Origin of the sequence: Parashewanella spongiae, from assembly GCF_004358345.1 — a bacterium.
In the GTDB taxonomy this organism is placed as follows: domain Bacteria; phylum Pseudomonadota; class Gammaproteobacteria; order Enterobacterales; family Shewanellaceae; genus Parashewanella; species Parashewanella spongiae.
On record NZ_CP037952.1, the window covers coordinates 2,250,955 to 2,263,909 of the forward strand.

Consider the following 12,955-nt stretch of genomic DNA (forward strand, 5'->3'; position numbering starts at 1 on the left):
TTGATAAGCTACTTAGAGGTTATTTTGTCGCTGGAGTATATTGTTAGTGCAATACTAATTCAACTCCAATAGCTGCTAGTTTCTTCTGCTCCCGCTGTAGATCCTTTATCAACAAGCGGCTGTGTTTAGTTGTTTGGGGTAGCGATAAAATGATTTTATCGTCTTCTGCATGTACATGGTTAAAGTCAAATTGAGTACCGATTCGGCCAAGATTAAACAAAACTGCGAGCCGTAGAAGAGTGATTAAATAGGCTATCGATCTATTCATCGAAGTGGGGAGGTGCTTAATTGCTACTGGATGTAACTTTTTTCTGTGATGAGTGATGAGTATAGATAAATGATGTTGAAGGGATTCGCTAAAACCAGGTAAGTCACTATTGCTGATGATATAACCACCATGCTTGTGGTGGGATTTAGAGTTAATGTGAATACCTATTTCATGAACATTAGCTGCAAAGGATAATAAGCGAGCATGTTGGCGAATATGCCATTTTTCAGCAACATGTTCGAAAAGCTCCATTGCGGTTTGTCTTACACTTTCAGCATGCTGTATATCGACATGATACAATTTTGCAATGCTATTGATTGTACGTTGTTGAATATCTTGGTATTGACCGATCTTTGCCAATTCGTATAAAACGCCTTCACGCAATGCACCTTGAGCGTATTGGAGCTCGTCGACTGATAAACGTCTAAAGAAACTAATCAAAATGGAAAGGCCAGCAGGAATTAAAGCCGTTCTTCTTTCATCGATATTTTCAAAAGTAAGGTTTTTAACATTCTCAGCTTTAATTAATTCGTTTTTTAAATATTTTAACCGCTTTAAAGTAATAAGGTTATCGGCAAAAGTCTCGTTAATGGCAGCTGCTATCGCTTTAACAGAGCCGGAACTTCCTAAAGCCAGTTGCCAATTTCCTGCAAAATACTCTTTTGATAATGTAGCGAATTGTTTATCTGCGGCGGCCATTGCACCTTTAAAATTTTCTTTCTTTAAACTCCCATCGATAAAAAAACGCTCATTGTAACTGACGCAACCACAACGAAGGCTTGATAAACGAATCGGTTGTGTTTGTTTACCTATAATCACTTCTGTTGAACCGCCACCAATATCAATAACGACATTCAAATCAGATAACACTTGGTTTTGAGCAATACCACTATAAATTAATCGTGCTTCTTCGTGGCCAGATATGATTTCAATCGGATAGGGCATGACCTCTAGCGCCGCATCAATAAAAACATGTGTATTATTTGCGATGCGAAGAGTATGTGTAGCAACTGGCCGAACTTGGGCTTGTGATAAATTAGAAAATCTTTGCATAAAGTCTTTTAAACAGTCGATGCCTCGACTAATGCTTTCTTGGCTCATTTCCCCTTTTTCGTTTAACCCTAAAGCCAATTGAACAGGTTGTTTTTCTTTATGGAGAATTTGTAAGCTACCGTCTTGCTCTCTGGCAATCACTAGATGAAAACTATTCGAACCCATATCAATTGCGACGAAATGTTTATGGGTAAGCAATATTGAGGTCATGAATGTCCTTACAAAAGTAGACGGAAGAATTTATTTATTCTGGCTTGTTAATTGAGTTTGTTCAAATTCTTTGGCAAGTTGGTTTTCTAAATTAACAAAATACTGAAAAATGGCCTCTTGCGAACGAATTTTCTTCTTGTTGCCCCTTCTTTTATAAGGATTAGATTGCTCAGCATTGATAATACGAGCTTTAGTGTTATCGCTGAAATGAATATTTAAAATATCGATTATGATCTTTTTAAGCTTTAGATCATAAATAGGTGTACCGACTTCCACTCGGTTATCAATATTTCTTGTCATCCAGTCTGCAGAACATAAGTATACTTTTTGCTCTCCGCCAGCATGAAACAACATCAACCTTGAGTGTTCAAGATAGCGATCAACAATACTGATGACTTCAATGTTCTCACTCACATTGGGTATTTTGGTAACTAGAGAACACATCCCCCTAATTAACAATTTAATTTTTACCCCAGCTTTAGAAGCTTGATACAATTTTTTGATTAAGGATTTATCAACCAGATTATTTAATTTTAATATTATCTGCGCTTTTTTATTCTGTGTTGCTTCATAAATTTCGGCGTCAATAAATTGCTCTAATCGGCGGCGAGAGTTATAAGGTGATACGATTAAATGCTTAAATTGATATTGGCGATATGGGTGCTGAATTAAGTCAAATAGTTTTTGAGTCTCATTCGAAATTTCCTCATTCGCGGTGAATAAAGACATATCGGTATACACTTTCGCAGTTCGTTCATTAAAATTACCTGTGCCGATATGGCTATAGAGTTTTATTGCATCGTTTTCTTTTCTTCCTATAACACACAGTTTTGAATGAACTTTTAAATTTGGAATTCCATGATGTACCGTTACGCCAGCAGCCATCAGGACCTTTGTCCATTCAATGTTGGCCTCTTCGTCAAAGCGAGCGCGAAGTTCAAGGATTACGGTCACTCGTTTGCCATTACGTACAGCATCAATTAATGACTCAATCACACGAGATTTTTTTGCAACGCGATATAAAGTGATATTAATAAACTTCACGGCAGGATCGTATGCCGCTTGTCTAATAAGTTCAGTGAAATGAGAGAATTTATAAAATGGATAGTTTAGTAAAATATCACCATAAGAAATAGCATCAAACGCATTATTAAATCTAGTGAAGTTTGTGCAATCCAGCGAGAGCATTTTTTCAAATTCAAGATATTTTCGACTTGGATTGGGAAAGTCCATAAAGTCTTTAAAACTGTGATAGCGACCACCAGGAATTAAAAATTCAGATGAGCGAATCTTTAATTGGGATTTGAGCATCTGTAAAGTGTGTTCGGGCATTTCTCTGTCATAAACCAATCTAACTGGCTCAGCGGTTAAGCGCTTTTTTAGCCCTTTCGTCATTTTTTCTAGCTGGGTATGTTCTAATTCATCGGTGATATCAAAGTCAGCATCGCGGGTGAGTTTCATTGAATGTACGTCGATTTCATCGTAGTCAAAAAATGGATTGAATAGCTCATCAGCACAGAAACGGATGATGTTATCAAGCAAAATAAGCCGTTTTGTTGTTTTAGAATCTTCGGACGGAAGCTGAACAAAGCGAGGAACATTTTTAGTAGGTACTTCGATAAGTGCGTATTGTTTACGCTTATCTTTATATAAACAGACAGATAAATAGGTAATGCCATCAGAAATGTTTTTGGTTAGCTCTCTATTCTTACTAACAATAATAGGCGCGATGTGTCTTTTTAAGTGGTTTCGAAAATATTTTCTTATCCACGATTGGTGGAAGTCTGATAACTGTTGTTCGTTGACCAAAAATATATTACGTCTTATCAATTCACGCATGAGTTCGTTATAAGTGTTATCAAAACTCTCTTGTAATGACAGTACCTTAGATTGGATTTGTGTCATGAGAGAAAGCTTGCAACTGTCTTTATCAGTCTCTATTGATTCAATTAAAATCGCACGTCTCACAGCGGCAACTCTGACACGGAAAAATTCGTCCATATTGCTTGAAAAGATACCAAGAAATCTAACACGTTCTACAAGAGGGACATTCGGATCGAAGGCTTCTTGTAGTACGCGCTCATTGAAAGATAACCAAGAAAGCTCTTTGGCAATAAACAGACTATGATTTGTTCGAGACACTGCAATAACTCCTTTAACAGAGCATCATAACGCATAAAATGATGTATGTTTTTCTTATGATTATTTAATAATTATCTTTAAAATCTTAAGTTTATACTATTACATTCACATGACAATTGTGACTCTTTTGTTACCTTTTGAGTTGGTTTTTGGCGATTAGATTTCTTAAAAATCTAGAAGTCTAAATTTAAAAGGCTCTAAAGTATTGCATAGCCTAAATGATGCTTAGAGATCAACAACCCCGCCGCAAGCAGCGGGGTATAATTTTACAGTATCGTCACTCCAGCGAAGGCTGGAGTCTAGCGCCTTTGCTTTTTTCTAGAAAAGTCACTGGATACCAGCCTTCGCCGATATGATAACAAAAGTATCTCATTGGTTACTTCGCCCCAAGGGGCGGGGAATTAAACCCACAGAGATTAAAACTCTATCCTTGAGGCTCCCTATGCGTCACCATTAGAATTAAGTTATGCAATTGCTTATTTTAACAATGTTAAATTAACAGCTTTAAAGTAATTACTTAAATTTAATTTTTTATTAAAAAGTGCATAACATTATATATTTGCTGCGTTTAATGCATATTTAGCATTTTGATTTGATATTTTTTTAGCCAAATTAACTTTTCATGATCGAAGTCAATATTACAATTGTTTTGAGTGAATATTGAACACTGTTGACAGTAATGAACGTTTACTCATTCTAGTTTTCACATTATTTTATCGCATCTTATTTTGTATCAAAAAAATGTTAGTAGAAAGCCTGCTAGCGTGAACGAGGAAAACCTGATGCGGTTGCGTTGGATTGAAAGTTTAGGTATTACAAAAAAGCTTGCGTTGTTAATTTTGCCATTGTTTTTTGGGTGTTTGGCTTATTCAGGAATCCTTATACAAAATAAAATTAGTGCAAATCAAAATCTAACAGAAGTTCTAAATTTAACTAAACTTGCTGAAAACAACAGTAACTTGGTACATGAGCTACAGAAAGAACGTGGCATGAGTGCTGGTTTTTTGGGTTCAAATGGTCGATCATTTCAAAACGAAATTGGCGGTCAACGTCGTGCTGTCGATCAAAAAGTCCAAGCTTTAAAACGCACTATCGCAGAGCTTAAATTTGATAGAATCATATCATCTCAGTTAAACCGAATCATTAATCAATTAGCTGAGCTACCCAGAAAGAGAAGTCAAATAGACAGCTTATCGATTACAGTCGGCAAACAGGTTGAATTTTATTCTTCGATAAATGAGCTGTTACTGTCAGTTATCGATAAATCGGTCATGCAGTCTAAAGATCATGATATTTCAGTTAAGGTGGCCGCGTTCAGTTCATACCTACAATTAAAAGAGCTGGCAGGAATAGAGCGAGCGGTACTTTCTTCAATGTTTGGGAACAATGAGTTTTCTGAAGACAAATTTGTTAAATTCGTGAGTTTATTATCAAAACAAGAAAGTTATCAAGAACGTTTTTTAGCGCTCTCTAATTCAGAAAATATTGGGCAATATCAAACTATTTTGCGTTCAAAAACCCACGCAGACTTACAAACATTTCGCGAGTTGGTACTCAACCGTAGTCTAATTGACATATCTTCACAATCTCCTGAAGTATGGTTTAGCGTAGCCACCTCAAGAATCGATTTATTGAGACAATTTGAAAAAAAGCTAACAGATGAAATCACCTGGCTGACACAGGCAAAATTAGCTAAATCAAATAGGTTGTTAGTTATACACCTGATAACCCTAGTTGTATTAGTTTTGTTAATTGCGAGCTGTAGTTTTGCCATCGCGAAATATCTTCAAAGAACCATTAAGGCGATCAGTGACAAAGTCATGTATGCAGGGCAAAGATTAGATCTTACCGTAAGAATAAATCACGAAAGTGATGATGAATTTGGCGAACTATCAAAATCATTTAATGGCATGATGGATGAATTTGAGCAAGTCATTAATAATGCAAAAAACAGTGCTGAAACTATCTCAGAAGTTGTCGACTTATTATCAAGTAGTAGCAAACAAATGCAATCGGATGTTGATACAGGAACGTTAGAAGCAGAGCAAGTTGCATCAGCAATGACAGAAATGAGTGCAACCGTTAGTCAAATTGCAGGTAACGCAGCAGACGCCTCTAAAGCATCAAATGAAGCTAATCAAGAAGCACGTGAAGGTAATATTGAAGTAGAGCAAACAGATCGCTCAATAAAGGAGCTTGCTGAAGAAATGAAAGTTGCGTCCAATACGATAAATAGTCTTGATAAAGAAATTAACAGCATTGTTGGTGTACTTGATGTGATTTCAGGCATTGCGGAACAAACTAATTTATTGGCATTAAATGCTGCGATTGAAGCAGCAAGAGCTGGAGAATCAGGGAGAGGTTTCGCCGTAGTTGCAGATGAGGTTAGGGGACTAGCACAACGAGCAAAATCATCAACCACGGATATTAAGAGTATGACTGAGAGGCTTCAAATAGGTGCAGAGGACGCCGTTCAAGCCATGACACGAGGCTTAATCAAAGCTGACGAAAGCGTTAAAGACGTACAAAATGTAGGGCAAGATTTAAAGAAAATAGCTGAATTTGTCGGTGTGATTGATAACATGAATATACAAATCGCAACAGCAACACATCAACAATCATCAGTTACTGAAGACGTTAATTCAAACGCGATTAAGATAAATGAGCTCTATCAAAGTTCGCAATCTATTACCCGCGAGATTAATGAGTTAAATATTCATTTATCTAAAGCAACTCACATGCTTACAGAGCGTGTAAATCAATTTACAGTTTCTTAATGTAAAACAATGAACAGCTTTTGTTCGGTTAAATGCAAAAGGCCTAATTTCGCTTGACCGTACAAGGGCTTTTGCGTAGAGTACGCCCTTGTTAACTCAAGCATAAAAGCTGTTGGTTAATAAAAATCTGGTGAGCTGGCTGAGTGGCTGAAGGCGCACGCCTGGAAAGTGTGTTTAGGTTAATCCCTAACGAGAGTTCGAATCTCTCGCTCACCGCCAAATTTCATAATTTAGACGACCTAGGACGTCTTTTTTATTGCCTATAATTTATTAATATCAATTACTTATTATCTACTATCTTCCATTGCTTTCCAGTAAAGTCCGGCGTTTGCATGTATGACAAAGTGTATGATTTAATCGTAGGTAATGAATTCGTCATACACTTATTCTGCATTCAATTTGAATCTATAACTTAGTTTCTTTGTCAGTGTTTCCATTGTATAACTTAATGATTTTAAATAATTTAACTTGGTAAGTGTATGACGAAAAAAACAAGGCAGAATTAATAGATTTAAGTCATACATTTTGAGGTGCAAATGGGCGTTTTAAATAAACTTACTGTAAAAGGTATTGCATCATTGAAAGCAGCCGAAAGTGCCATACGTAAATCGGATGGTGGCGGTTTATACGTTCTAGTTAAACCCAATCAAACGAAATTTTGGGAGTTTAGGTATACCAAACCATCAACAAAGAAAAAAACCTTTAGGGATGTCGCAGTTCAAATAATACCACTTTAAATTTCAACGCTTAATTTGTCATACCTGCGAACGCAGGTATCCAGCGACTTGTGCCCAAATTAACCAAAGACTCTGGACTCCTGCGTTCGCAGGAGTGACGATAAAATTGGTATACATTCTTCCGCCACGTCCCTTATTGGACTTGGTCCTCATTCTGATGTGACTCTTGCTCAAGCAAGGGAAAAAGCAACGCGCTATCGCCAAAAACTTAGTGAGGGTATTGATCCTCAACTTTATATGGCAGAAACAAAACGTAAACTATTCGAAGAGCAAGTGAACACATTTAGAGCTGTTGCTGAACTTTGGGTTGCCACTAAAAAAGGGGCATTAAAAGCACGAACCATTTCTGATAATTGGCAGAAGCTTGAAAAATACATAATGCCAACTCTTGGCGAAGTACCAATTAAAAGTATCACAGCACCTATTGCAATAGCTGCACTTCGACCTACCGAGCAAAGAGGGCGGTTAGAAGTCGTTAAACGTTGCTCCCAGTTAATGAATGAAATATTGAACTTTGCAGTGAACAGTGGATTGGTTCATGCAAACCCGCTGACAGGAATTCGCTCAGTATTTCAAAAGCCAATTGTTACACATCTTAGAGCGCTGCAGCCTCATGAGAACAAAGTGTTATTGCAAGCACTGGCTTATGCTAATGTTTATTTGATCACCAGGTGTCTTATTGAATGGCAATTGCATACCATGGTGAGACCTGCTGAAGCGTCGGGTGCAAAATGGAGTGAAATTGATATCGAGAAAGGTATATGGATTATTCCAGTTGAACGAATGAAGATGAAGAAAGAACATCGAGTGCCTTTAACAAAGCAAGCTTTAGCAATATTAGAAATGGTAAAGCCATTAAGTGGTCGTTCTGAATTTGTTTTTCCATCAACCAAGAAATATCGCAAATCGACTGATCCGGAAACCATAAACAGAGCGTTAGGAAGGATGGGATTAAAGGACAGAACTACAGCACACGGTTTGAGGTCGTTAGCCAGTACCACACTTAACGAGAAAGGTTTTAATCCTGATGTGATCGAAGCGGCTTTAGCCCATAGTGATAAAAACACGATTAGATCTGCATATAATCGAACTACTTATTTCGAACAAAGAGTGAAAATGATGCAATGGTGGAGTGATCACATTAGTGCGTCTGCAGTAGGATCGTATCAAGTTATCGATTGTGATTTTTTAAAATCATAAAGCGTTTTCTGGCATAGTTTCTTATTGATTTATAGCTAATTTTTGGACAAGAATGAGTTTTACGGAGTTATTTTCTTTTAAGTGATATTTTCTTCATCAAACATAAATTTTACAAATTTTTTACATTTTGATTCTACAGTCTCTACTGAATTTGTATTATGTGTTCGAAACATTTTATCCCAATCAGTAATAACGATCTCTTTCGTTACAGTTACAAGAAAATCAGTTCGATCTTTCAAGAAAATATTAAACCCTTCTCTTTTAAGCTCTAGACTCAAATCAATTAAACCTTCTATTGCTTGTTGATTGGTTAAATCTTTTCTTAATAGAGCTTGATCTAATGTGGAACCAACAACAAAATCATAAATTACTGCAAAATAAAATTTACCTTTCGCAGAAGCAATTCTAACCGCTCCATATACATTCGAAAGATGAGTACAGCGATTTAAGGCCAGTCTATTCGAGCCATGATAATTTCTCCGACATGTTTTGAAGCTATTTTCATGAACTTTAATTGCATAAGCTCTTTGGCTTGTTTTATGAACAACTTTTAAAATTATCGAATCTTTTGTCCATCTTGCATACTTTAAAATCGTACAATTGAAATCACAAAGTCTGTCGAAACTTTTTAGTAAGTCTGTTTCGGATACAAGATTGATACTTCCGCAATCCCAGTTTTCCAAAACGAATTTTTCTAACTGCACAAAATGGTCATCAGCTTTTGCTATTTCACCCTCAAGATTAACAGCTTTTATTGTAGTTTTATGAGATACATCTATTTCTTTTGGCAAATGAAAATGATCTGGTGTGGCTGTGAAGCTAGATACTTGGCTCATGTAAACATCCAATGAAACAGTTTCATGCTTGGCTCGATTCAATGGAGCCAGTTGAACGGGGTGGTGTGATAATACTTATCGTCACTGTACTTTTGATATATATGCTGGGATTAGGTGTAAAGGTAGGTCAGTTTTTTGGTCAATTTTTGCTATGACGTTCGTCACCGACAATTCAACTGTATTATCATTTTAAACCAACGATTTCAAAATCTCTAATGCTTCAGCGGTGCTTTTACATCGCTGAATTTGTTTGAGTAGCGCGTCATGATTGACCGCAGCTTTATCTCCATTTTCGTATTCAATTAAGTAATTATCATCCATAAGTGATGTGATGCGAGGCTGCTCTCGATTTTGATTGAGTACTTTCATGAGGGCAATAAGCTCGGCATCTTTACCTGCAAATTTAGAGGCATCAGCTTCAATAATCGGGATGTCTATTGAGTCGTATACTGAATAGTTGTGTAATCGCTGCTGCCAAATTTTTGATGCTTTTATATGCAATGTGCTACCTTGTTGATAAATATCCGTAATCCTCAACGAGTCATTAATATGAAAGCAATTGTTACTGGCCATGCGAGTGGCATAGGTCTTTATACGGTTAAACAATTTCATCAGCTTGGCTACGAGGTTTATGGTTTAGATATTAAGGTTAATAACATCTTACCGAATGAAATTAAACAAAAAAGATGTGATCTCAGGTATGAACCTGAAGTGAAAGAAGTGTTTAAGTCCATTCCAAACTTTGATGTTGCAGTTAACTGCGCAGGTGTTGCGGGACTTCGTAAACCATTAGCAGAGTTTTCGTTATCTGAATATCAAGATTCCTTTAATGACGTATTCTCACCACTGTTCAATGCGTTGACCCATGAAATCAATCTCGTAAAAGATGACATGTCTAAGCGCAGACGAATTATTAACATTGCCAGTATTACAGCAGACTTTGGCGCAAAGAACATGGCGGTATACAGCGCGGCCAAAGCCGCCATTGTAAACCTCACCAAGGTGGCTGCCGTCGAACATGCACCTCATCTGTTCGTAAATTCTATATCTCCAGCGAGTATCGACACGCCAATGCTAAGAAATAAGCACAACGAAAAACTACCCGATTACAGACAAAGCTATCTTACTGGAGATTGTGGGCAAGAGAAGGATGTGTTTTCAGTTATTGAAATGCTGCTCAAAAATGACTTTATGACGGGACAAAATGTGAAGTTGGATGGTGGGTATTCTTCTGTTTTTAAATTGTAAAAAAAACAGAAAAACAGCTAGTATTATTAAATCTTTTATATACAAAGTTAGCTTTGCTTCACTTCGAAATTGTTAGTAGTGTATTTATAAAAGATTGTTCATAGCCTAATTAGAAGTAGGCTTTGTGAGCAATAAAAGTTCAATAAAAGTTGTATTCATGAGCAGGATGCCTAAATTGATGTAGGTGAATAGCATGAAAGCGAAAATATTCTTATTAATTAGTATTATTTCAATAGGCACGTCGTATGCTAACGATGAGCTGTTGTCAGATCCAAATCTTTGTCCAAGTTTAACAGCGACTAATAGGGCACAAATAACTACATATACAGGTAGTTGGCCTAACTGCAAACATCTTATTGATCACCTTACTATTCGGGATGTTAATTATGATAAAAGTAATACATCAAGCTATTTGATAAAAGATTTTGATAAAATTGAAGAAATTGATAATTTAATTATCAGTTCTACTGCCAAAAACTACGCAGATCTATCTCTGTTTTTCTTTAGCTCATTAAAAAAAATCAATTCTGATATTACTCTAGATAATATAAGCATTAGCAGTGGCTTCCAAAACCTGACTTCAATCGAAAACATGACTTTAAAAAATGGTAACAATGCGAAATTCCCACTAGTTGAAAAAATAAATAATTTGTCAATATTTGGCGAAGAAAATAATATAATTTACGGTTTTGAGAGTTTTACTACCCTTAAAGAGGTTGATGGTGAATTGAAGATTTCAAACTTACTAATAAAAGATCTTTCCGGATTACCAAAATTAAAGTCTGTAAACAATTTCATCATAAAAAATAACCCATGGCTTGCTGAGCTTAATCTTCCTTCAATCAGAACTATCAATTATTTATCCATAGAAAACAATTCGTTTTTTCAAGATTTAAAATCATTAAGTAAAAGTGAAGTTGGCACTTTACGCCTAATAAACCTTCAAAACTTATATTCACTTAATGGAATCCCTTATCACCTTGATAAGCTGATTATTGACAACGTTCCTCTCAACGATGTGTCAGCACTAGAAGGGGTAAATATTGATATAAATAAGCCGCTTGAAATTTCTTTGATAAATGCCACTGGATCAGAGGATTATCTTTGTGAACTTCTAGAACCTGTCATTGAAAAAAATCAGAATATTAGCGCTCCACAATGTGATTTTAATCATTAAGTTAAAGCAAGTTGAAATAAAAATTACAGAGGAAATGGAGTTTTCTCAGATGCATTTCTGTTAATACCCACCGAAATAATCCCCGATAAAATCAAGGTAGCAAACACTTTGTAGCCGACAATAAACGCAATAGATAAAAACTGGCTAGAATTAAGATGATTTTGATACATCATCACTGGGACAGATAAAAAGCTTACCGAGCACTCGGCAGCTAAACAGGCAATAAAGAAGCAAAAGAACGGATGCATTTTACCACTCATCACGCTAAACAGTTTGAAGTTAATGGTGTTGCTGAGCCAGACAAAGAAAAACGTCATCAGCATAATTGTCGGGATCTCATCGTAAACACTCAAGTAATCTTGCCGTTCACCAATATGACTAAGAAGCCAAGCTATCATCACCAAAGTTAAATCACCTAAAAAGCCATATCTCACGGCAGTATTGGCGAACAGTACGCCATAACGGTACTGCATCATGTTAGAAATACTAAAAGTAACAGGAAAGAACAATAAGCCTACAGAAAAGTGCAGTTCATGCTCAAAGATGAGAATGGATTTGTAATCGAAAAAGAAAAATGTGGTTGAAGTGAGGAAAACAGTAAAGGCAATAGGGTAGATAAATATCCAATGGTCTTTTTGAGTATTGCCGAAAAGCCTAGTCAGCATAATTGACGTAGCCGGGTGACAGAGTAAGCAAAATTGGAAACAAATGCTCGTCATCCTTGATAGTGATTTCGTTACCATCATTTAAAATTGCATTGTTCCTATCGACTAATTTTACAATTTGAATTACGCGGCCAAGGTGCAAGCAAAACTGACCTTGTTTGACCATCGCCGTAGTGTTTACAAATAGGATGTCAGTTGTCGAAATGAAAGGCTCAAAGCTAATGCGCTCGGCTTGGAAGCAATAAGTTTTTCGGTAATCTTGAATGTGGTTCAGTATATTTTTGCTGAGATTGATGACATTTCTTTGCTGTACGGGCAAAGGCACTTTCTCAGTCACGCCATAAAGCTCTTCAAGTTTTAATACAGGAACCAGAAAATATTCGTGTTGTTCATCATATTTGGTGAGTGGGATATTAAATTCAGCTTCATTAAAAAGGTGGTCATCGTCGACACCAAACTTATCTGCAATACCTAATCTTTTGCCTTTTGAGGGCATTTTGTTGTTAAAAAGCCAATTGCGAACGGTAGATTCTTTCTCTCCGCTAACTTGCGCCATACAAGCTGTTTTATTTTTCTCTTTAGGCAGAAAGCTTTGTGACAGAGAAATCGCTTTTTTTAAAAAGGCTTCATTATTCAAAAGTG

Annotated in this window: 11 protein-coding genes and 1 tRNA gene; 6 read left to right on the top strand and 6 right to left on the bottom strand. The window is 36.4% G+C overall.

The annotated features are described in order from the left end of the window. Window positions 1-43: 43 nt before the first annotated feature. Window positions 44-1,531 carry a Ppx/GppA phosphatase family protein gene (locus tag E2I05_RS08575; protein ID WP_165905499.1) on the bottom strand — a complete coding sequence of 496 codons (1,488 nt, stop codon included), beginning with the start codon at window positions 1,529-1,531 and terminating at the stop codon, window positions 44-46. A gap of 30 nt (window positions 1,532-1,561) precedes the next feature. Further along, entirely contained in the window at window positions 1,562-3,673 is a 2,112-nt protein-coding gene (gene ppk1, locus E2I05_RS08580) for a polyphosphate kinase 1 (protein WP_121853809.1), read from the bottom strand. A gap of 782 nt (window positions 3,674-4,455) precedes the next feature. On the opposite strand from ppk1, the gene E2I05_RS08585 reads away from it, so the two are divergent. The 4 genes from E2I05_RS08585 to E2I05_RS08600 all read left to right on the top strand — a co-directional run bounded on the left by E2I05_RS08585 (window position 4,456) and on the right by E2I05_RS08600 (window position 8,387). Next, entirely contained in the window at window positions 4,456-6,450 is a 1,995-nt protein-coding gene (locus E2I05_RS08585; RefSeq protein ID WP_121853810.1) for a methyl-accepting chemotaxis protein, read from the top strand. Between the two features lie 129 nt (window positions 6,451-6,579). Further along, window positions 6,580-6,669 (top strand) — tRNA-Ser (locus E2I05_RS08590). A 317-nt stretch (window positions 6,670-6,986) separates the two neighbouring features. Then, window positions 6,987-7,187: an Arm DNA-binding domain-containing protein gene (locus tag E2I05_RS22285; protein WP_121853811.1), complete on the top strand. Its 201-nt coding sequence runs from the start codon at window positions 6,987-6,989 to the stop codon at window positions 7,185-7,187. A 135-nt stretch (window positions 7,188-7,322) separates the two neighbouring features. Beyond that, the gene (locus E2I05_RS08600) at window positions 7,323-8,387 is read left to right on the top strand and encodes a tyrosine-type recombinase/integrase (protein WP_279387033.1); all 1,065 of its coding nucleotides are present in this window, start codon (window positions 7,323-7,325) and stop codon (window positions 8,385-8,387) included. A gap of 77 nt (window positions 8,388-8,464) precedes the next feature. Here the strand turns inward: E2I05_RS08600 and E2I05_RS08605 are convergent, their stop codons facing one another. Beyond that, a complete protein-coding gene (locus E2I05_RS08605; protein WP_121853813.1) occupies window positions 8,465-9,223 on the bottom strand; it encodes a hypothetical protein in 759 nt (252 codons plus the stop codon). A 189-nt stretch (window positions 9,224-9,412) separates the two neighbouring features. Continuing rightward, window positions 9,413-9,724 carry a hypothetical protein gene (locus E2I05_RS08610; protein ID WP_121853814.1) on the bottom strand — a complete coding sequence of 104 codons (312 nt, stop codon included), beginning with the start codon at window positions 9,722-9,724 and terminating at the stop codon, window positions 9,413-9,415. Between the two features lie 48 nt (window positions 9,725-9,772). Here E2I05_RS08610 and E2I05_RS08615 point away from each other — a divergent pair, with 48 nt between their 5' ends. Continuing rightward, the gene (locus E2I05_RS08615) at window positions 9,773-10,471 is read left to right on the top strand and encodes an SDR family NAD(P)-dependent oxidoreductase (RefSeq protein ID WP_165905501.1); all 699 of its coding nucleotides are present in this window, start codon (window positions 9,773-9,775) and stop codon (window positions 10,469-10,471) included. 193 nt (window positions 10,472-10,664) lie between these two features. Beyond that, complete coding sequence (locus E2I05_RS08620) at window positions 10,665-11,648, top strand: receptor L domain-containing protein (protein WP_121853816.1); 984 nt, start codon at window positions 10,665-10,667, stop codon at window positions 11,646-11,648. Window positions 11,649-11,671: 23 nt separating this feature from the next. Here the strand turns inward: E2I05_RS08620 and E2I05_RS08625 are convergent, their stop codons facing one another. Then, complete coding sequence (locus E2I05_RS08625; RefSeq protein WP_165905502.1) at window positions 11,672-12,313, bottom strand: VUT family protein; 642 nt, start codon at window positions 12,311-12,313, stop codon at window positions 11,672-11,674. After that, window positions 12,303-12,950 carry a hypothetical protein gene (locus E2I05_RS08630; protein WP_121853818.1) on the bottom strand — a complete coding sequence of 216 codons (648 nt, stop codon included), beginning with the start codon at window positions 12,948-12,950 and terminating at the stop codon, window positions 12,303-12,305. The genes E2I05_RS08625 and E2I05_RS08630 overlap by 11 nt, the downstream gene beginning before the upstream one ends. Window positions 12,951-12,955 lie beyond the last annotated feature (5 nt).

Excerpts from the sequence above, each read along its gene's own strand:
- E2I05_RS08585 (WP_121853810.1), top strand. The coding sequence starts at position 4,456 with ATGCGGTTGCGTTGGATTGAAAGTTTAGGTATTACAAAAAAGCTTGCG.
- E2I05_RS22285 (WP_121853811.1), top strand. The coding sequence starts at position 6,987 with ATGGGCGTTTTAAATAAACTTACTGTAAAAGGTATTGCATCATTGAAA.
- E2I05_RS08615 (WP_165905501.1), top strand. The coding sequence starts at position 9,773 with ATGAAAGCAATTGTTACTGGCCATGCGAGTGGCATAGGTCTTTATACG.
- E2I05_RS08575 (WP_165905499.1), bottom strand. The coding sequence starts at position 1,531 with ATGACCTCAATATTGCTTACCCATAAACATTTCGTCGCAATTGATATG.
- E2I05_RS08625 (WP_165905502.1), bottom strand. The coding sequence starts at position 12,313 with ATGCTGACTAGGCTTTTCGGCAATACTCAAAAAGACCATTGGATATTT.
- E2I05_RS08605 (WP_121853813.1), bottom strand. The coding sequence starts at position 9,223 with ATGAGCCAAGTATCTAGCTTCACAGCCACACCAGATCATTTTCATTTG.
- E2I05_RS08620 (WP_121853816.1), top strand. The coding sequence starts at position 10,665 with ATGAAAGCGAAAATATTCTTATTAATTAGTATTATTTCAATAGGCACG.